This is a genomic window from Selenomonas ruminantium subsp. ruminantium ATCC 12561, from assembly GCF_000424065.1.
In the GTDB taxonomy this organism is placed as follows: domain Bacteria; phylum Bacillota; class Negativicutes; order Selenomonadales; family Selenomonadaceae; genus Selenomonas_A; species Selenomonas_A ruminantium.
In genome coordinates, this window is record NZ_AUJE01000014.1 from 33081 (window position 1) to 52526 (window position 19446).

A 19446-nucleotide genomic window follows, 5' to 3' on the forward strand; every position below is an offset into this window, starting at 1 on the left:
TCCTGAAATGCAGCTGGTCAAACAAAGACGCCGGGAAGCCGCTAAGGAAAAATGGCGTGATAGGTTTAAGAAATGGTCGTGGCAGTTTGTGCTGGCCGAGGCCTTTTTACTGCCTCTGCTGCCATCGGCGGCTACGGCAGCTTTGCTTATTGCCGTTGTGCTGACCATCCTGCGGTTTCGTACGGAGGCTGAGTTTAAGTTCCGTCAGCTGCCCTTTGATGTGCCGGCGGCACTCTTTGTCCTGCTCAGCGGCCTTTCCATCATGGCTTCACCGGATAAAGGCTTCAGTTTTTACAACTGGTATAATCTGGTGGGCGTTTATGTGCTGACCTATTTTGTCGTGGGGCAGAATATGCGCAGCGTGCAGCAGGTTAAGGAACTGCTTATCGTCACGGCGATGGCGGCAGTCCTTGTCGTGCTCTATGGTTTTTACCAGTTTATTTTCGGTATTGACATCAGTGCGATGAAATGGGTGGATGGTGATGCCTTCCCCGAGTTGAGGAAACGCGTATTTTCCACTTGGGAAAATCCCAATATTTTGGCGGGGTATCTGGATATTATCATCTGTCTGGTCTTTGGTTTGTTTGTCAAAGCGGATTCGCAGAAGAAAAAGATTGTTCTGGGCGTTATGCTGGCGGCAGGAGCTGCCTGTCTGGCGATGACCTATGCCCGCGGGGCGTGCCTGGTTATTGCTGTTATTTTTGCCCTTTATGGAATGTTAAAAGATTGGCGCGTGCTTTTAGCCTGTGTGGCGGTGGCTGTGGGCTTGCTCGTGGTTGACCCCGTGCTCTATGAACGTTTGAGTTCAGTGTTTACGAAGGTAGATACCTCGTCGGAAATGCGGCTGGCCTTTTGGGAAAGCACCATTGCGATGATTCAGGACCATCCCTTTTTGGGCATTGGCTGGGGCGCTTACTGGATGGTGTATCCGGAATACGATTTTTACCTGCAGGGAGCCGATATCCGCATTGTACATGCGCATAACTGGTATCTCAATTATGCGGCAGAAATCGGCATCCCCGGTATGCTTTCCTTTGTCTGGCTGTTTTTCGGTTCGCTGTTCCTGACCCTGCAGCAGAGATTTCTGCCGCCCCAGCCGGAAATTCCTGCGCCCACGCCGTTTGACTATAACGAAGGCGCGGCAGCTGATGTGGAATTGAAAAAAGTTGCTGACAGTGTGCAGGTTGAAGAAGCGACGCCGGAAGTTTCGTTATGGCAGGATTTTTGCCGTTGGACGGACTGGCACATTTTAGATGGTGCGGCTTTAGGTTTAGGATTAGCGCTTATATCTGTTGCTTTAAATGGCTTTACAGACGATTTGCTCTTTAATATTCCTTCATCGATGTTGCTGTGGATGTTGTTTGCTTTTATCGCGGCAGTGGCTGAATTAAATCAAGCAGAGGAGGAAACTCCAGATTTGACAGCTGAAGTGCCGGCGTCTCTGCTGAGTGAAATCTCCGCAGATAACAAAGCGGAAGAAAAGATGCCGGAGCCAGAAACGAAGATGGAAGAGGAAGATGTGCCGGAAACGGATTCTGCCAGCGAAGAGCAGCAAGATATTCAGCCGGCAGCTGAAGCAGATGCTGAAACGGCTCCTGAACAGTCGGCTGAGACTGGAACTGAAGATAAGGAAACTGAAACTGAGGTAACAGAAGATAAAGCTGAAACTGAGGAAAAATCTGAACCGCAGAGTGAGGCTGAACAAGCTGATGAAGAGAAACCGCAGAAAGATGGAAACGCGGAGGAGGCAGGAATAGATGAAAAGTCCGACAACCATATCAAAGGCGACCATTGACCGCTTACCCTTGTATTTCCGCACTTTGCGCCTGGCACAGGACGAGGGGATAGATATTATCTCCTCGGATGAGCTGGGCCGCCGTCTGGGTATTACGCCGGAGCAGATTCGTAAGGATTTGGCATCTTTTGGGCAGTTTGGCAAAAAGGGCGTAGGCTACTATGTCAATGAACTGAAGCGTAATGTGGGCGGCATTTTAGGTTTGGATAATCACTGGAATATCGCGATTATCGGCATTGGTCACCTGGGGGCAGCTTTGGCGAACTTCCATAATTTTGTCACGCTGGGGTTTAATCTCGTGGCGCTTTTCGATGAAGACCCGGAAGTGATTGGCACAACGGTTAACCATGTGAAGGTGGAAGACATTGCCAATCTGGAGCAGATTGTGCAGGAACGGCAGATTCATATCGGCATCATTGCTGTTCCTGCGGCTTTTGCCCAAGGGGTAGCCGATAAACTGGTCGCATCTGGCGTCAAGGGGATCTGGAATTTTGCACCCATCAAGATGGAAGTGCCGGATACCATGCATATTGTCAATGAGGACTTGTCTGTAGGGCTTAGCAGCCTTTCTTATCACATTACCCGCAAATAATTTTTACCGAAAAATAAATGAAGAAGGAATTTTGCTTTTTCTATAGAACTGTGTTATTATAAGGTTAGTTAATTAGGATTAGGAATCACTGAAATTATTAATAAACGTGAAAAACTACTGGAAGGACGATTGAAGATGGGGCCATTTGGAAAAATTGCGGACAAGTTTTCAGGCTTAGTTGATGTTATCATGCCGTTGGACAATGAATACGATGAGGAATTGGACGAAGTAGAGGAAGAACTGGCTGACAAGAAGCAGCAGAAAAAGCAGGTTTCAACCCAAAGCAGCCAGAAAAGTGCTATGTCTGGTGTCAGCTATACGGAAGAATATAAGGTTTCCAATGGCGAGTCGGTGCGGGTTGAACGTCCGTCTTATAGCAGAGAAGCAGGTGTCTTCCGGCAGAAAAAGTCCCAGCCCCAGCTTACAGTGCATACGACTAAGCAGCCGCAACTCAAGATGCAAATTTATGCTCCGCGTAATTTTGATCAGGTGACGGCAATTGCCGATGACCTCAAGGCCGGTAAGTCTTGTGTGGTCAATTATGAACAGATTGAGGCTATGGAACAGCGTCGCATTTGTGATTTCGTAAATGGCGTTTGCTATGTTTTGGATGGCTCAGCAAAGCGCATTTCCAATCAGATAATGCTCTATGTACCCAATGGGGTAGATGTGACAGAGGCCATGACGATGGCACTGGCGGATTGATAGCTGCCCGCAATAATAAAGTTTTTAAGTTAGGTCAGGCAGTCTCTTCGGGGATTGTCTGACCTATTTGCTATGAAATCTTAGTCAGTCAAGCCAATAGGCGCAGAATGGCTTAGATTTCGTGTAAGGGCTGATGAAAAATTGTGAGATTTTTCATCTTGCTTATGTGGTAAAAGGATGGAGATAGTAATGGCACAGAACAATGAAATCTTGGAAGGCGTATTAAATGAGTTTGCAAAGTTGGCAGCAATTCCCCGTAAATCCGGTCATGAGCAGGCAGTCAGCGATTTTCTGAAAAAATATCTGACGGAGCTTGGCTTTGCCGTAACGCAGGACGAGAAGAATAATATTATTGCCGATAAGCCAGCTTGTGCGGGCTTCGAAAATGCTCCGTTGACCATTCTGCAGGGTCATATGGATATGGTCTGCGTGGCAGCAGAAGGTGTCGCCTTCGACCCGCTTAAAGATGCCATCAAACTGGTGCGGGATGAAAAATTCCTGCGCGCTGATGGCACGAGCCTGGGGGCTGATGACGGTATTGGTGTCGCCGAAGCCATTTACATTATGAAGAATGCCAAGGATCACGGCCCGCTGCGCATGATTGTCACTGTAGACGAGGAACAGGGGATGACCGGTGCGATTCATCTTGATGCCAAGCATCTGCAGGATGCCAAGTTCCTGATTAACTGCGATTCGGAAAACTATGATGAACTGACAGTAGGCAGTGCCGGTAGTGTTAACCTCGACTTCTCGCGTGAAATCAAATGGGTGAAGCCGGAAATGTCGGCGGCTTGGCAGATTGAGGTCAAGGGCCTTTTGGGTGGCCACTCAGGTGAACGCATCGGTGATGGCCGCGGCAATGCTATCCGTACTTTGGCTATGACGCTTGCTGCACTTTCTGCTGAAGGTGAAGTGGAACTGGCTGCGTTTAACGGCGGCAAAGCACGTAATGCTATCCCTGATGATGCTCGTATGACCATTGTTACAGATTTGGACAAGGCTGCTATCGAAAAGGTGCTCAAAGACCAGCAGGAACGTTTTAATAAAATGTACGGCAGTGTTGACCCCAATGCGCAGTTCGTGCTGAACAGTGCTGATGTGCCGGAACAGGTAATGAATGCCGGCGATATGACTCGTTTGATTCGTCTGCTGACGATTCTGCATACGGGCACTTTTGCGATGTCTACGGTGATTCCGGGCCTTGTGGAAACTTCTGCCAACCTTGGTGTAGTGGAAACGACGGATACGGAAGTCAAGGTGCAGTATTTCCCGCGTTCTGCTGTAGACCAGAAGCTCGACGAATTCCGCTTTATGGCTGAAGAATGGGGAGCGCTCACCGGCTTTATGGCGCATATCGGCACGCAGTCTCCGGGCTGGAAGGAAAACAAGGACAGCAAGCTGGCCAAAATCATGGCTGACACCTTCAAGAAACAGAACGGCAAGGATATGAAGGTGGAAACCATTCATGCAGGCCTTGAATGCGGCTGGCATTTCCGTAAAAATCCGCAGCTTGATATGGTGTCCATCGGTGTAACGACCATGGATATTCACAGCCCGAAGGAACGTTTGTTGCTTGAAACGGTTAAACCGCAGGTGGATTTGATTGTGGAAACTTTGCATGAAATTGCAAAAATGTAAGAGAACATAAAAAGGGGCTGTGAAGTATCCCTTTTATACAGAAAGTGCGTTGACATAAATTATCAACGCACTTTTTGCAAATTGCAGTTTGCCAGTACGTGCTGAAATTTTTTTGTTACAGCTCAGTTTGGGCGGAGGTGGTAATACTTTTCGCCGTTGCACGAAATGACCCACAAGCAAAGGAATGCACTTTTTAGTTACCTGCGCCGGGCAAGACCGGCGGCGCGTATGTTCAGCTCAATTTCTAGAAACTGTCGTTTGTGGGCCAGTCCTCACTGCGTTCGGACAGTCGTTCCACAGCGAAAAGCATCACCACCTCCGCCCTAAGTGATGTTCGTATAAAACGGCATTTTCGCGGTGACAAGCAGCAAGTACATCGATGTTCTTGTGACGGGAGCAACGAGTTCGTGGCAATAGGCTAATCCGTAACTTGGGGCGAACGGGGAGTGCTTTTTCTGTTAGGAGCGACTGCCTGAACGCAGTGAAGGCCGGCCCCATGTAGAACGAGACTAGGATAATACGCTGAAAGCAGCGCCGTTGGCCTGCCCGGCGCGAGTAACTGGACAGCTATTTTTTCCGAGGGGGTCGTTTAGCGGGAAACAGAAAAAGTACTCCCCGTTCGCCCCTGACTACGTATGAACAAGATATCTTTACCACGAACTGAACTCCCCGACAAACTGCAATTTCACAGCTTCTTTATATTAGGAGATTCGTAAATGGAAGAAAATAAAATTCTCTGGCTGGCTGTCAATGCCAAGTATTCTCATACCTCGCTGTCTGTCCGTTATTTGCGGCAGGCAGTGCCGGGCTCGGAAATTATGGAATTGACGATTAATCATCAACTATTGGCCATGCTCGGGGAAATCTATAGTGCCCAGCCTAAGGTGCTGGGGATTTCCTGTTATATCTGGAATATCGAACTGGTCAAGAGCCTGCTGAAACTTTTGCCTGCGGCTTTGCCGAATACCATCATCATCTGTGGCGGGCCGGAGGTTTCCTATGGCGTGGCTGAGTTCATGCAGGACTTTCCCATGATGGATTATGTGTGCCGTGGGGAAGGTGAAGCTGCCCTGCCGGAGTTGGCGAACTATTTGCAGCAGGCCGATTTTGACCGGTCAAAAGTCAACGGTCAGCTTGACCAGTCAGCGATTCCAGGCATTGCTTGGCGCAGTTTGACTGGTCAAATCAATGAGGGGCAGGATGTGACGGTGGCCGATTTTGCGGGCAAGGTGCCCTTTGCCTATCGCGCGGAAGAAATGGCGGATATCAAGGAGCGGATTCTCTACTACGAAACCAGCCGCGGCTGTCCGTTTTCCTGTGCCTATTGTCTTTCCTGTGCGACGGCAGGCGTGCGCTTTTTGCCGTTGGAGCGGGTGTTTAAGGAACTGGATTTCTTTGTTGCTCATGATGTGCGGCAGGTGAAATTTGTTGACCGCACATTTAATGCCAAAAAAGCACATTTCCTGCCCATCTTGCAGTATTTACTGAAATTGCCCGCTGATTGCCGCACTAACTTCCATTTTGAAGTGGCCATTGATTATCTGGATGAAGAAGTCATGCAGGTGCTCGCGCAGCTGCCCAAGGGGCGTGTCCAGCTCGAAATTGGCATACAGTCCACCAATCCTGCGACGCTAAAGGCTGTTTCCCGCGTAAATCATTGGCAGGATATTGCCGACCATATCCAAAAGATAATGAGTTTCCATAATATGCACCTGCATGTGGATTTGATTATCGGCCTGCCGGGGGAGGGCATGGAATCCTTCCACAAGTCCTTCAATGATGTTTATGCTTTGCAGACGGATATGCTGCAGCTGGGCTTTTTGAAATTCCTCAAGGGGGCTGCGATGATGCAGCTGATTGAGACTTATCATTATCAGTATATGCCCATGGCACCTTATGAGGTACTGCAAAACGATGCGTTGAGCTACGGCGAAATTCGCTGGTTCCACAGTTTTGAACAGGTCTTTGAACTCTATTATAATGCAGGTCGCTGTCGTAAGACGGCTAACTACCTGATTCAGGAATGTGAGCGAGGGGATGCCTTTGCCTTTTGGCAGAAGTTCACCGACTGGTGGGAGGCGCAGGGCTTCCACAAAATCGGCCATAGCACCAAGAATCTCTATGGCTATCTGCGGGATTTTGCGCTGGCGGCGTATGCTTTGCCTGCTGATTTGCTGGATAACTTACTGCGCTATGATGCCCTGCTCTCCGATGGCGGCAAAATCCGCCCGGAGAACCTCAATTGGAACCGCCTGCAGTATCAGGATATTACCGCTGATTTTTGGAAGGGCGCCCCGAGCCGCGTGCGGGCTTACCTGCCGGATTACGAGTTCACCAACTGGCGGGATGTGAACAAGAAATACCATATTGAGGTCTTTGGCTATAATGTGATGTTGGCCAGTAAACATTTGACAGGACAAAAACGGATAGCTCAACAGACTGCCCTGTTGTTTGACTATACCGCAGACGAGCCAGTTTGCCAGCGGGTTGAACTGGAGATTGAAGTTGCTGCACAAGATGGTGTATAAGAAAGTATATAAGAAAGTATATAAGGTATTGAAAGGTTATAAATGGAACAGACAATATATCGGGCATTTTCCGATTATCTAAAAGACCGCTACGGCGAGAAGGTTTATAAGCTGCCGATTGCGTTGCCCGTTACGTGCCCAAATCGAGACGGCACCTGTGGCAATGGCGGGGCAGGCTGCACGTTTTGCGGGGAGATTGGCACGGGGTATGAGAATCTGCCGGCTTCAATGACGATTACGGAGCAGATGGAGGCCAACAAGGCGCATATCGTGCCGAAGTACAAGGCGAAGAAGTTTATTCCCTATCTGCAGAATTTCAGCAACACCTACACCACGCCGGAAAAATTGGCGGCCTGGGTGGATGAAGCCGGAGCGCCGGAAGATGTGGTGGCGGTATATATCGCCACCCGTCCCGACTGCGTCAGTGACGAGCATTTGGCGGTGCTGCAGGAACAGAAGGAGAAACACAATATTGACATCTGTGTGGAACTGGGGCTGCAGAGCACCAATGTCCATACTTTGGTGGAGATTAATCGCGGCCATACGCTGGCAGAGCTTATCGATGCCATTTTGCGCATTAAGAAATTCGGTATGCAGTCCTGTGTTCATCTGATTCTGAATCTGCCCTGGGATGACGAGCTGGATGTGATTGAGGATGCGAAGATTTTGTCGGCGTTGGGCGTTGACCAGGTGAAGCTGCATGCCTTGTATATCGTCAAGGGCACAGCTATGGCAAAAGATTATGAGGCGGGCAAAATCAAAATGATTACCCTGCCGGAATATGAAGACCGCGTGATTAAGTTTTTGGAACACCTCTCGCCGGATATTGTTCTGCAGCGCATTATCGGCCGGGCACCGGAGGAAAATACCCTCTTTTCCAACTGGCATACGGGCTGGTGGAAAATCCGCGACCACATCATCAATGTAATGCGGCAGGAGGGACGCTATCAGGGGCGGCTGTGTGATTATCTTAATGGCAAGGCTGTGCGAAAATTGTGCTAAATTATATGGATTTTTATGTATAGAGCAGGAAATTCAGCGTTAAAGGTGTAATTAACTATGTAGTGTAGTGAATCTATATAAGTGTGGTGGTTGACCGATGTTTCATTCAATAAAATTTCAAATACTGGCCATGTGTATGACCTTTATGCTGATACTGGCTTTGGGGATGGGCTCGGTCAGCGTGATGACCATTGACCGGTTGACGGGAGAACATGAGGCGGAGAACCTTAACCGCGTAGCGGAGAATCAGCGGGCGGTTATCAACACGCAGCTGATTCATGCCGAGGATGTGACCAAGTTCGTTGCCAATGAGGTAAAGCTGCAGGTTGCAGCGGCACCGGGATTGCCGGATAAGGAAATGCGGGAATTTTTGAGCCGCAGTGCAAAGCAGGCGTTTCAGAATGCAGTAGGCAATATGGATGTCGTATGTTCCTACTATGTCTATTATGCCGATGAGCTTAATGGCAGCGAGGAAAATTTGTGGCGTGTGCGGCCGGCCGAAGGCGAAGATTTTGAGGACAGGCCGCTCGGTCTGGTTTCGTCCTATGCTGCGGATGATGTGGCGCATACCAGCTGGTATAAACTGCCGGTAGAAAAAGGTCATGGGATGTGGGTACCGCCTTATTACTACGATGTGCAGGGGCGCTATCTGCTGTCTTATGTAACGCCGGTTTACAAGGATAAAAAACTCGTCGCGGTAATCGGTGTGGATTTGGATTTTCGTCAGCTGTTGTCACGCATAGAACATGTTCCGTCCTACAATTCGGGGCAGGCTTTTCTGACGGATTTATCCGGACGCATTCATTATACGTTGGAAAATCCGGATGGCATTGAGTCAACCCGTGGCGGTCAGCTGATTTCCAGTACAGGTAAATTCTTTGTGCCCAATACGCACAGCAAGGAACTCATGCGCTACAACTGGAGCGGCAAAGAATACGATATGGCGGTGGTCAGTCTGCGCAATGAGCTGGCTCTGATGGTGGCAGCACCTGTACATGAAACCTATGCAGAAGCCATGTATAAAATCATTCAGCTCTGTGAAATATTCCTGCTCCTCGTGGTGGTTTCGGCAGTATTTTGCTTTTTGGTGAGCACGCGCATGACGAAAAAACTGACGCGTCTTACGGAAGTATCGTATGAGGTGGCGGCCGGCAAGTTTGATGTGGCTGTGCCTGAGGGCGGCAACGATGAAATCGGTGATTTGTGCCGGGCTTTTGCCAATGCGGCCAGTCAGTTGAAGCGCAATCAGGAGGAAATGGAGAAGCGAACCTACCATGATGCGCTGACGGGCTTATTTAACCGCTTTGGTGTGGAGCGGGAACTCAAGGGCTGGTGGACGGACGCCAAAACGGCGGTGATGATGACACTGGATATTGATGATTTTAAGTTCATCAATGATTTGTATGGTCATGCCATCGGGGATGAGGTGCTGAAAAAACTGTCCCGGATTTTGCTTTCCTATTTCGGTGATGTGGGCATTGTGGGACGCAATGGCGGTGATGAATTCATCGTCATATTGAAGGATATCTCTGTGGTAGAGGCTGAAAAACGGATTGCCGATTTCTGCAGCCTGCCAAAGAGTTTTACGGTCGGTGAGCGGGGCAAGACATTCTCGGTTTCTGTGGGCGTCTCGATATATCCCGATTTAGCTGAAGACTTGACTGCTCTGTTCCGGCAGTCGGACGAAGCACTTTATGGCGTGAAGCTCAAGGGTAAGAATGGCTATGTGATTTATGATGCGGAGCTGGAGCAGCAGGTTATGCGGACAAGATTGGGCTTTAATCTGCACAATGTCAGCTGCAATCTGCCGGCGGCTATTTTGATTTACAAGATTGACCCGCAGAATACCTTGCTTTATGCGAGTGGTGAGCTCTTGCGGCTGACGGGGGATGAAAGCTTGGATGCCCTGCAGCAGCGGACGGATGGTTCTGCCTTGGCTTTAGTGGATGAAAAGGAGCGAAATATCTTCCATAAGGAGAGCGAAAGCGAGAATACGAAAATATTCCGCTATCATCTGCAGAATGTGCAGCGGGGAGCGGTGGAAGTGGAAATCTGTCATCGCTTGGAGCTGCATCCTCTGTATGGAACGATATGTTATGCCGTAATGTTGGAGCGGGAAAAGTAAATACAGCAAGAGCGGATGCCAAATATCGGCATCCGCTCTTGTTGTATGGATAAAATTCAGTTATTGCTGATTGTTGTTGCGCCGGGCTAAAATGCGAATGACCTTGGCGCCGGTGTTGTGGATTTTGCGCAAGGGCGCAACTTTTGTCTTTACCTTGGGTTTGATTTCCTTCGGTGCACCGAAATCTCCACGTTTTAAGACCGTGGTCTTGGTCTTATCCGGTTTGAAGAAATTGCGTATAGCCTGACCAAGTTTATCCGGCTCGGCATCCTCCTGACAGAGGAAGACATCCAAAGCTACATATTTGAGCTGAGGATAGACATGCAGGGTAATATGCCCTTTGTCCAGTGCCAGAATGAATACAGCGTGTTCGCTGTCCGGAGATTCCGTAACACAGCTGCTCAGCTTCATTTGCAAATCCTGTAAAATGGTCTTGAGCATATCCAAAATGAGTTCTTTATCGGTTAATTGATTGTTTTGACAGTTAAATAAATCCGCGGTCAAATGCCGGGCAAGTATTTTCATGTTTTAATCCGCTCCCTTCCCTATGACATAACCTATATTATAGTGGATAAGCAGGGGGCTAGTCAAATTTATTCTCGCAAAGAGAGGAGGATTTCTTGCGTTATAGAGCAAAAATTGATATTCTATTAGAAGTTGATTGAATGGGAGTGTGCAGATGGTTACAGTAGAAGCAAATGCCAAGATAAATTTGACGCTGGATATATTGGGCAAGCGTCCGGATGGTTTTCATGAAGTGGCTATGGTCATGCAAACCATAGGTCTTCATGACACGCTGGTGATGGAAAAAACGGAACGGGATATCGAGCTGAGCATTAACGTGCCCTGGCTGAAGGCGGATGAAAAGAATCTGGCCTGGCGGGCGGCAGAGCTTATACGGCAGGAATACGGCCTTGAGGGAGGCGTGCGCATTGAACTGACAAAGCGTATCCCTGTTGCGGCAGGTCTTGCCGGCGGCAGCGCAGATGCAGCGGCTGTGTTCAAGGGCATGAATGATTTATATGGACTGCAGCTCGATGAGGAAAAACTCTGTGAACTGGGGGCGCGTCTGGGCTCGGATATTCCCTTCTGCATTATGGGCGGCACCATGCTGGCTACGGGGCGCGGAGAAGTGCTGACGAGGCTTTCTGATATGCCGGAAACCTGGGTGGTGCTCGCTAAACCGCGCATTTCGGTGTCCACGGCCTGGGCTTATCAGAATTATGATGAACAGGGCGCAGAGCGTCATCCGGATAATGAAGCCATCAAGCAGGCCATAGACTGCGGCAATCGAAAAGCTGTAGCCGGGTTATTGTGTAATGTGCTGGAAAGTGTTACTATAAAGAAGTATGACGTGATTGCAGAATATAAGCAGATGATGCTGGACAAGGGCGCGATGGCCAGCATGATGTCCGGCAGCGGCCCGACTGTCTTCGGCCTGGCAAAAAGCCGGGAACAGGCGGAGGCCATTGCCGATGTTCTGCGGCAGGAAACCAATGCGGATGTCTTTGTCACCCGTACATTTCAAATGAATCGAAGAAAAGCGTAATTTATAAAAGAGGTAGGCCTGATATGACAAACAGATTAGCTCCAATTAAGCTTGATAGTTACCAGCCGCTCCGTGAGGTTGTGTGTGAATCCCTGCGGGAAGCTATTCGCAGCGGGGTATTGAAACCTGGCGAACGCATTATGGAAATTCAGCTGGCTGAGGAGTTGGGGGTCAGCCGTACTCCGGTGCGGGAGGCTATCCGCAAACTGGAGCTTGAGGGCTATGTGGTGATGATGCCCCGGCGGGGAACGTATGTAGCCAGTATGTCCATCCGTGACATTAATGAGATTTTTGAAATCCGCACCGCCTTGGAATCGTTATCCAATGGGCTGGCTGCTGACCATATCACCGATGATGAGCTTGAACATTTGCAGCGTCTGCTCGTGATTATCGGTGGTTATATCAAGGAAGGCAATATCGAAAAAATCGTGGAAACGGATATTGAGTTCCATGATTTACTCTATCATGCGGCCCGCAATGAACGTTTGGTGGGCATTATTTCCAATTTGCGCGACCAGCTCACGCGGTTCCGTACCCTCTCCATGTCCTATCCGGGGCGTCTGGAAGAAACGCTGGAGGAACACCGACTGATTGTGGATGCCATAGCCAGTGGTGACCGTAAGGCTGCCAGCCGCGCGGCAGAGCGCCATATGGAAAACTCGGAAAAGACACTCTTAAAGGCTATGGAAGCCCTGGAAAATGAAAAAAAAGCCAAGGCGAAAAAGGCCAAGAAATAAAATTTTAAGGAGATATTGAAACAATGTCTGATTTAGTAACTGTAATCCTTGCTGCCGGCAAGGGCACCCGTATGAAATCCAAACTCCCGAAGGTTCTGCACAAGGCTGCAGGTAAGTCCATGGTGCAGCACGTCATTGATGCCGCTAAGGCTGCTGGCGCGAAACGCAATATCGTAGTCACTGGTTTTGGCGGTGAAATGGTGCGCGAAGCTTTGGGCACGCAGGCTGAATTTGCTGAACAGAAAGAACAGCTGGGTACAGGTCATGCTGTATTGCAGACTGCAGAACTCTTGAAGGACGAGCAGGGAACGGTAATGGTACTTTGTGGTGATACACCGCTTCTGACCGGTGATTTGCTGAAAAAGCTCTATGAATCCCATGTGGAAGCCAAGGCAAAGGCTACAGTGCTCACGGCTATCATGCCGGATGCTACGGGCTATGGCCGCATCATCCGTGCCGAAGACGGCAGCGTGCTCAAGATTGTGGAGCATAAGGATGCTACGGAAGCAGAACGTGCGGTGAAGGAAGTAAACTCCGGCATCTATTGCTTTGATGCCCGCGCGCTCTTTGCCTCCTTGCAGCAGGTTACGAATGACAATGCACAGGGTGAATATTACCTGCCGGATGTGCTCGAAATTCTCCAGAAGCAGGGTGAAAAAATCTGGGCTGTAGCAGCCGATGATTATGAATCCACGCTGGGCATCAACTCCCGCCTGCAGCTCTCCGGTGCTGAAAAAATCCTGCGCCGCCGCAAGAATGAAGAACTCATGGCTGATGGCGTTACGATTATGGACCCGGACACCACTTATGTGGATTGTGATGTAAAGATTGGCCGTGATACGGTTATCTATCCGCAGACTTGGATTGAAGGCAATACGGTTATCGGTGAAGACTGTGAGGTAGGCCCCTGCGTCCGTCTGCAGGATGTCAAGATGGGCAATAAGGTTATGGGCCAGTTCGGCTACTACCATGACTGCGTGATTGATGATGGCGTAATCCTCGGCCAGTTCAACCACATCCGTCCGGATTCTCACCTGATGGCTGGTGTCAAGATGGGCAACTTCGTGGAAGTCAAGAATTCCGTAATTGGCGAAGGTTCCAAGCTGCCGCACTTGTCCTACATTGGCGACACGGATATGGGTTCCGGCGTCAACATGGGCTGTGGTACCATCACGGTCAACTACGATGGCAAGAATAAGTTCCGCACGAAGATTGGCAATGATGCTTTCGTAGGCTGCAATTCCAATTTGGTGGCTCCTGTGGAAGTTGAGGACGGTGCATATATCGGTGCCGGCTCCACGATTACCAAAAAAGTGCCCAGCAATACACTGGCTATCGCCCGTGCCCGCCAGACAAATATCGGAGGCTGGGCAGATAAGCGTAAATAATCATAAATAAGGGCTTTATGTAAGCTGCAAACAGTGATATACTGTTGTAGATAGAATGTGACTCAGGTCACTTCCCCATGATGTGTTAACTTTAGGAAAAGAAAGATTTGGAGGACTTGTACAAAATGGCTTTAGACACTGGAAACTTATGCATCCTGACCGGTAACGCTAACCCGGAACTGGCAAAAGAGATTGCGGACCACATTGGTGTAAATCTTTGCGATGCATATGTCGGTCATTTCAACAACGGTGAAACCCAGGTTATGATTAGCGAAAGCATTCGCGGCAAGGATATTTTCATCATCCAGCCGACTTCGTACCCGGTAAACGACAACTTGATGGAACTGCTCATTATGGCAGATGCCTGCAAGCGTGCTTCTGCCCATAGCATAACGGCAGTTGTTCCCTACTACGCTTATGCCCGTCAGGACCGCAAGACCCGCGGCCGTGAACCCATCTCTGCTAAGCTCGTGGCTAACCTCATGACCACGGCTGGCGTTACCCGTGTTGTCACTGTAGACCTCCATGCTGGCCAGATTCAGGGCTTCTTCGATATTCCTGTGGACCATCTGGCAGCAGCGCCTGTAATTGCCAACTATTTCCGCAGCCAGAAGCTCGATGATGTGGTGGTGGTTTCCCCGGACCTGGGCGGTGTAACCCGTGCCCGTGTTTTGGCTGACCACCTCCATGCACCCATTGCTATCATTGAAAAACGCCGTCCGAAACCGGGCTGTGCTGAGGTAATGAACCTCATCGGTGAAGTGGAAGGCAAGACGGCCATCATCATTGATGATATCGTAGATACGGCAGGCTCTCTCTGTGAAGGCGCTAAGGCACTGGAAAAGCGTGGTGCTAAGCGGGTATTTGCTTCCTGCTCGCATGCTATCTTAAGTGACCCGGCAGTGCAGCGCATCAATGAATCCTGCATTGAGAAACTGGTTATCACCAATACCATTCCTCTGCCGCCGGAGAAGCATTCCGATAAGATTGTAACGCTGTCCTTGGCAGATGCTATCGGTGATGTTATCATGCGCATTCAGGGCCGCCGCTCTGTAAGCCAGCTTTTCCGCTAAGCTGAGCAAAGCAAAAAAAATTAGAGCCTTCCCCAAAGGGAAGGCTCTTTCTGTAGGAGGGGATTATCAATGTCACAAGCATTGATGGAGGTTTTTGCTCATTATTTTGATTTTTGGGAAGAATTAAGTGATGAAGAGAAGGAATGGGTCTACGCCCATACGCGCAATGCCAGCTATCCAAAGGGAGCTTATGTTCATCAGGGACCTTTGGATTGCATAGGTGCACTCTTACTCAAGTCGGGGCAGCTGCGCGTATATACCATGTCTGAGGATGGGCGCGAAGTAACTTTGTACCGTCTTTTCGCCGGTGATGTAGGCATTATGTCGGCGGCCTGCGTTCTGGATGACCTGACTTTTGATGTCTATGTTGATGCAGAAGAGGATACAGAGGTTCTGCTGACTGAGGCACCGGCATTCCGCCGGCTGGTTGAAAACAATGTTCATGTACGCTGTTATGCCTATCAGTTGACCACCCAGCGCCTTTCGGATATGCTTTGGAAAATGCAGCAAGTATTGTTTTTGTCTGCTGACCGGCGTTTTGCCATTTTCCTGCTGGAGGAAAGTGCACAACATGGTTCGGATGAAATTCATCTTACCCATGAGCAGATTGCGCGTTATATGGGGACGGCCCGGGAAGTGGTCAGCCGCATGGTGAAGTACTTCAATCAGGAAGGCTGGATAAAAAATTCCCGGGGCTGCATAAAGATTATCGACCGTCAGGCCCTTGAGCAGTTGAAAGGGAAGTAAATTTTGGGGCTGCAATAAAGCAAATCAGTGCGATAACAAAGCCTATAGCACTGGTGGTCTGACCGCTGGTCATAAAGCCGAGTACCTTTTCGGCATAGTCGCCGCGTAAGAATTCCAGTCCGAAGCGGGCGGCACAGTAGAGCATGACATAGAGGGCAAAACACTGTCCTTTGGCGTGCTTGACTGTGGCGCGGAAGATGAGCAGCAGGGCAAAGATGACGATATCGAGCTGTCCTTCCCAGATTTCCGCAGGCCAAAGCGGCTGGCTGCCATAAGTGTGGGCAGCCAGGGTCGTTGCGGGATAAACAATGCCAAAGCTGCTGCCGGTGGGAGCGCCGAAGGCATCGCCATTCAAGAGATTGGCACAGCGGCCAAGTGCCTGTCCCAAGATGATGGCAGGAGCAAGCACATCCATCATATGCAGGGTGTCCAGCTTATGATGGCGGCAGTAAAAAACGCCTGTGAGGACGCCCAGGAAGACGCCGCCCTGAATGGCCATGCCACCCTGCCAAACATTGAAGAGTTCGGTCAGGTGGTGGGAGTAGTAATCCCAGTCGAAGAAGAACACATCCCAAAGGCGGGCGCCTAAGAGTCCGGCAAGACCACAGTAAATGCCCAGGTCGACAAGATGTTTTTCTGCTCCGCGGCCATCCTGTTTGGCCAGGAAATAACCAACGCCGGTAGCCAGCATAATCGACAGGGAAATGACAAGTCCGTAAGCGCGGACGGGGAAATCACCGACAAAAAATAAATACTGATGCATAACGAAAACTCCTAAAATAAGTATCTGTCCCTCATTATTATAAACCATGAGGGGCTTTTTTACTATAGACAGTTATGCTATAATGATAAGTTGTATGAAACGAACAAAATTTATTCGAGGTGTTTTTCATGGAATTAAGCATGGATATTTTAGTGAAACGGTTTAAGGATTATGTGAGTTTTGATACGCAATCCGATGAGGATAACGACAAAGCTTGCCCTAGTACGCCGGGACAGATGGTGCTCGCGAAGCACTTAGCTGAGGAGCTGAAAGAAATCGGGCTTAGTGAAGTGGAACTCGATAACCATGGCTATGTGATGGCAACCCTGCCGGCTAACGGCATGGAAGATGCTCCGGTAGTCGGCTTTATTGCCCATGTGGATACGAGCCCGTCTGCCTCGGGCAAGGATATCAAGCCGCAGATTGTGAAAAATTATGATGGCAAGGATATTGTGCTCAATGCGGAAAAAAATATTATCTTCTCCACCAAGGCTTTCCCGGAAGTGCTGAAGTATCAGGGGCAGGATATCATGTTCACGGATGGCACGACGCTTCTGGGGGCTGATGACAAGGCTGGTGTGACGGCAATTGTCAGCGCTATGCAGTATCTCGTACAGCATCCGGAAATCAAGCATGGCAAGATTCGCATCGGCTTTACGCCAGATGAGGAAACGGGCCGCAGCGCTGACCGTTTCGATGTGGAAAAGTTTGCAGCTGATTTTGCCTATACCATTGATGGCGGTGAACTGGGCGGTTTGGAGTATGAGAACTTCAATGCAGCCAATCCCACGATTGTGTTCCACGGCGTCAGCGTGCATACCGGTGATGGCAAGGGCAAGATGATTAATGCTCTGTCGATGGCTTGCGAATGGCAGCAGATGCTGCCTGCCGGTGAGAAGCCGGAGTACACGGAAGGTCACGAAGGTTTCTTCCATGTCTACAAGATGAGCGGTGATGTGGAAACCTGCACGATGAGCATGCTGATTCGTGACCACAACCGTGAGAAGTTCGAGGAACGCAAGGCCTATCTCGACACCATGGCCGCATTCTTCAACAAAAAGTATGGTGAAGGCCGCGTGGAAGTGAAGCACCATGACGTGTACTTCAATATGCTGGAAAAGATTGAAGACGGCAATATGTATGTGGTAGAGCTGGCTAAGGAAGCCATGAAGGCTGCCGGTGTAGAACCTGATGTACAGCCGATTCGCGGCGGTACGGATGGCGCCCGTCTGTCCTTTATGGGGCTGCCGTGTCCAAATATCTTTACCGGTGGCGCCAATTTCCATGGCCGTTTTGAATACCTGCCATTGGAATCTCTCAAAAAAGCCGGGGAAACGGTGCTGCAAATCGCCGTGGGCGCAGGCAAATTGAACAAGAAGTAAGGAGAATATATGGCATTATTAGAAGTATTGAAGGCGGGCAATCCCGTCCTGAAGCGGGTTTCTGTACCTGTGGAACGCGTAGATAAAAAACTCAAAAAACTGATGGACGATATGGCCGAAACCATGTATGAAAACGATGGCGTGGGGCTGGCTGCACCACAGATTGGACAGAACATCCGTCTGGTGGTCATCGACTGTCAGGACGAGCATGGCCTGTTAGAGCTCATCAATCCGGTGATTACCTTCAAGGAAGGCGAGGCTGTCGATACCGAAGGCTGCCTTTCTGTACCGGATATTTATGGTGAAGTAAAGCGGGCGGCCAAGGTCAAGGTGGAATTTATGAACCGCCGGGGCAAGCGCCAGCATCTGACGGCCACGGGACTTTTGGCCCGCTGCATTCAGCATGAACTTGACCATTTGGAAGGCCAGCTCTTTATTGATATTGCCACGAGTGTTCATAGGGGGAATCAGTCGTGAAGAAATTTCGCGTAGTATTTATGGGTACGCCGGAATTTGCGGTGCCCTGCTTGGCCGCTCTCCACGAACAGTGCGAGGTCATGGCGGTTATCACCCAGCCGGATAAGCCCAGAGGGCGCGGGCAGAAGATGATGCCGTCGCCGGTAAAGGCTTGGGCTGTCGAGCATGACTTGCCTGTTTATCAGCCGGAGAAAATCAAAACGGAAGAATTTACCGCCAAGTTGGAGGAAATGAAACCGGACCTTATGGTGGTTGTGGCTTTTGGACAGATTCTTTCTCAGCGTATTCTGGACATTCCTGAATACGGCTGCATCAATGTCCATGCATCGCTTTTGCCGCGCTACCGCGGGGCTGCGCCCATGCAGTGGTGCGTGATTAACGGTGAAGAAAAGACTGGCGTTACCACGATGTTTATGGATGCTGGTTTGGATACCGGGGATATGCTCTTAAAGGCAGAATTCCCGATTGGTGAAGACACCACGCTTGAAGAAGTGCATGATGGTCTGATGGACATGGGCGCTAAAGTTCTTATGGACACGCTGGAAAAACTCTCTGACGGTACGCTTACGCGCACGCCGCAGCCTGCTGAATCCAACTATGCGCCAATGCTCACAAAAAACACTGGTCAGATTGACTGGTCAAAAACAGCGCAGGATGTGCATAATCTTGTGCGCGGGCTTAATTCCTGGCCCGGTGCATATACGCAGCTGGACGGGGCCAAGTACAAAATCTGGCGTACGCGCCGTACAGGCGAAAAGGCCAGCGCGCCGGCAGGTTCTATTGTAAGGGCAGATAAAAAGACAGGCCTCTTTGTGGCTGCCGGTGATGAAGTTCTGGAGATTGTGGAATTGCAGGCTCCCGGCAAGAAGAAAATGCGGGCAGCGGACTATCTGAATGGTCATGGTTTTGCCGATGGGGCAAAATTTGCCTGATTTGTTTGGAAAG

16 protein-coding genes and 1 pseudogene are annotated in these 19446 nt (G+C 49.7%); 15 read left to right on the forward strand and 2 right to left on the reverse strand.

Features of this window, described 5'->3' with window-relative positions:
- Nucleotides 1–7: 7 nt before the first annotated feature.
- From G598_RS0106640 to G598_RS0106670, 7 genes and pseudogenes are all read left to right on the forward strand, one after another.
- Nucleotides 8–1381: pseudogene (locus G598_RS0106640) on the forward strand (O-antigen ligase family protein); the annotation flags it as partial.
- A gap of 376 nt (nucleotides 1382–1757) precedes the next feature.
- Entirely contained in the window at nucleotides 1758–2387 is a 630-nt protein-coding gene (locus G598_RS0106645; protein WP_026766287.1) for a redox-sensing transcriptional repressor Rex, read from the forward strand.
- Nucleotides 2388–2522: 135 nt separating this feature from the next.
- Nucleotides 2523–3092 carry a cell division protein SepF gene (locus G598_RS0106650; RefSeq protein WP_026766288.1) on the forward strand — a complete coding sequence of 190 codons (570 nt, stop codon included), beginning with the start codon at nucleotides 2523–2525 and terminating at the stop codon, nucleotides 3090–3092.
- A 189-nt stretch (nucleotides 3093–3281) separates the two neighbouring features.
- Nucleotides 3282–4730: a beta-Ala-His dipeptidase gene (gene pepD, locus G598_RS0106655; RefSeq protein WP_026766289.1), complete on the forward strand. Its 1449-nt coding sequence runs from the start codon at nucleotides 3282–3284 to the stop codon at nucleotides 4728–4730.
- 716 nt (nucleotides 4731–5446) lie between these two features.
- Entirely contained in the window at nucleotides 5447–7258 is a 1812-nt protein-coding gene (locus G598_RS0106660; RefSeq protein WP_026766290.1) for a B12-binding domain-containing radical SAM protein, read from the forward strand.
- 42 nt (nucleotides 7259–7300) lie between these two features.
- Nucleotides 7301–8260, forward strand: a complete 960-nt coding sequence (gene mnmL / locus G598_RS0106665) for a tRNA modification radical SAM protein MnmL/YtqA (RefSeq protein WP_026766291.1) — start codon at nucleotides 7301–7303, stop codon at nucleotides 8258–8260.
- 97 nt (nucleotides 8261–8357) lie between these two features.
- Complete coding sequence (locus tag G598_RS0106670; protein ID WP_026766292.1) at nucleotides 8358–10385, forward strand: diguanylate cyclase domain-containing protein; 2028 nt, start codon at nucleotides 8358–8360, stop codon at nucleotides 10383–10385.
- A gap of 60 nt (nucleotides 10386–10445) precedes the next feature.
- On the opposite strand, the gene G598_RS0106675 is transcribed toward G598_RS0106670, so the two are convergent.
- Nucleotides 10446–10910: an S-adenosylmethionine decarboxylase family protein gene (locus tag G598_RS0106675; RefSeq protein WP_026766293.1), complete on the reverse strand. Its 465-nt coding sequence runs from the start codon at nucleotides 10908–10910 to the stop codon at nucleotides 10446–10448.
- A gap of 154 nt (nucleotides 10911–11064) precedes the next feature.
- On the opposite strand from G598_RS0106675, the gene ispE reads away from it, so the two are divergent.
- From ispE to G598_RS0106700, 5 genes are all read left to right on the forward strand, one after another.
- Nucleotides 11065–11934 carry a 4-(cytidine 5'-diphospho)-2-C-methyl-D-erythritol kinase gene (gene ispE, locus G598_RS0106680; RefSeq protein WP_026766294.1) on the forward strand — a complete coding sequence of 290 codons (870 nt, stop codon included), beginning with the start codon at nucleotides 11065–11067 and terminating at the stop codon, nucleotides 11932–11934.
- 23 nt (nucleotides 11935–11957) lie between these two features.
- Nucleotides 11958–12671 carry a GntR family transcriptional regulator gene (locus tag G598_RS0106685; protein ID WP_026766295.1) on the forward strand — a complete coding sequence of 238 codons (714 nt, stop codon included), beginning with the start codon at nucleotides 11958–11960 and terminating at the stop codon, nucleotides 12669–12671.
- A gap of 23 nt (nucleotides 12672–12694) precedes the next feature.
- The gene (glmU, locus tag G598_RS0106690) at nucleotides 12695–14059 is read left to right on the forward strand and encodes a bifunctional UDP-N-acetylglucosamine diphosphorylase/glucosamine-1-phosphate N-acetyltransferase GlmU (protein ID WP_026766296.1); all 1365 of its coding nucleotides are present in this window, start codon (nucleotides 12695–12697) and stop codon (nucleotides 14057–14059) included.
- Nucleotides 14060–14184: 125 nt separating this feature from the next.
- Nucleotides 14185–15132 (forward strand): ribose-phosphate diphosphokinase, encoded by a 948-nt coding sequence (locus G598_RS0106695; RefSeq protein WP_026766297.1) that lies wholly within the window; start codon nucleotides 14185–14187, stop codon nucleotides 15130–15132.
- Between the two features lie 69 nt (nucleotides 15133–15201).
- Nucleotides 15202–15879: a Crp/Fnr family transcriptional regulator gene (locus tag G598_RS0106700; RefSeq protein ID WP_026766298.1), complete on the forward strand. Its 678-nt coding sequence runs from the start codon at nucleotides 15202–15204 to the stop codon at nucleotides 15877–15879.
- Here the strand turns inward: G598_RS0106700 and lgt are convergent.
- Nucleotides 15839–16642 carry a prolipoprotein diacylglyceryl transferase gene (gene lgt, locus G598_RS0106705; protein WP_026766299.1) on the reverse strand — a complete coding sequence of 268 codons (804 nt, stop codon included), beginning with the start codon at nucleotides 16640–16642 and terminating at the stop codon, nucleotides 15839–15841. The genes G598_RS0106700 and lgt overlap by 41 nt on opposite strands.
- A 128-nt stretch (nucleotides 16643–16770) precedes the next feature.
- Between lgt and pepT the strand changes: the two genes are divergently transcribed.
- From pepT to fmt, 3 genes are read left to right on the forward strand one after another with little or no spacing between them, the layout of a single operon-like run.
- Nucleotides 16771–18024, forward strand: coding sequence for a peptidase T (pepT, locus tag G598_RS0106710; RefSeq protein ID WP_026766300.1), 1254 nt, complete (start codon nucleotides 16771–16773; stop codon nucleotides 18022–18024).
- A gap of 9 nt (nucleotides 18025–18033) precedes the next feature.
- Nucleotides 18034–18501, forward strand: a complete 468-nt coding sequence (def, locus tag G598_RS0106715) for a peptide deformylase (protein WP_026766301.1) — start codon at nucleotides 18034–18036, stop codon at nucleotides 18499–18501.
- Nucleotides 18498–19433, forward strand: coding sequence for a methionyl-tRNA formyltransferase (fmt, locus tag G598_RS0106720; RefSeq protein ID WP_026766302.1), 936 nt, complete (start codon nucleotides 18498–18500; stop codon nucleotides 19431–19433). Before def ends, fmt begins: the two co-directional genes overlap by 4 nt.
- The last annotated feature ends 13 nt before the right edge of the window (nucleotides 19434–19446 follow it).

Coding starts and splice junctions, on each gene's coding strand:
- G598_RS0106645 (WP_026766287.1), top strand. CDS start 1,758: ATGAAAAGTCCGACAACCATATCAAAGGCGACCATTGACCGCTTACCC.
- G598_RS0106650 (WP_026766288.1), top strand. CDS start 2,523: ATGGGGCCATTTGGAAAAATTGCGGACAAGTTTTCAGGCTTAGTTGAT.
- pepD (WP_026766289.1), top strand. CDS start 3,282: ATGGCACAGAACAATGAAATCTTGGAAGGCGTATTAAATGAGTTTGCA.
- G598_RS0106660 (WP_026766290.1), top strand. CDS start 5,447: ATGGAAGAAAATAAAATTCTCTGGCTGGCTGTCAATGCCAAGTATTCT.
- mnmL (WP_026766291.1), top strand. CDS start 7,301: ATGGAACAGACAATATATCGGGCATTTTCCGATTATCTAAAAGACCGC.
- G598_RS0106670 (WP_026766292.1), top strand. CDS start 8,358: ATGTTTCATTCAATAAAATTTCAAATACTGGCCATGTGTATGACCTTT.
- G598_RS0106675 (WP_026766293.1), bottom strand. CDS start 10,910: ATGAAAATACTTGCCCGGCATTTGACCGCGGATTTATTTAACTGTCAA.
- ispE (WP_026766294.1), top strand. CDS start 11,065: ATGGTTACAGTAGAAGCAAATGCCAAGATAAATTTGACGCTGGATATA.
- G598_RS0106685 (WP_026766295.1), top strand. CDS start 11,958: ATGACAAACAGATTAGCTCCAATTAAGCTTGATAGTTACCAGCCGCTC.
- glmU (WP_026766296.1), top strand. CDS start 12,695: ATGTCTGATTTAGTAACTGTAATCCTTGCTGCCGGCAAGGGCACCCGT.
- G598_RS0106695 (WP_026766297.1), top strand. CDS start 14,185: ATGGCTTTAGACACTGGAAACTTATGCATCCTGACCGGTAACGCTAAC.
- G598_RS0106700 (WP_026766298.1), top strand. CDS start 15,202: ATGTCACAAGCATTGATGGAGGTTTTTGCTCATTATTTTGATTTTTGG.
- lgt (WP_026766299.1), bottom strand. CDS start 16,642: ATGCATCAGTATTTATTTTTTGTCGGTGATTTCCCCGTCCGCGCTTAC.
- pepT (WP_026766300.1), top strand. CDS start 16,771: ATGGAATTAAGCATGGATATTTTAGTGAAACGGTTTAAGGATTATGTG.
- def (WP_026766301.1), top strand. CDS start 18,034: ATGGCATTATTAGAAGTATTGAAGGCGGGCAATCCCGTCCTGAAGCGG.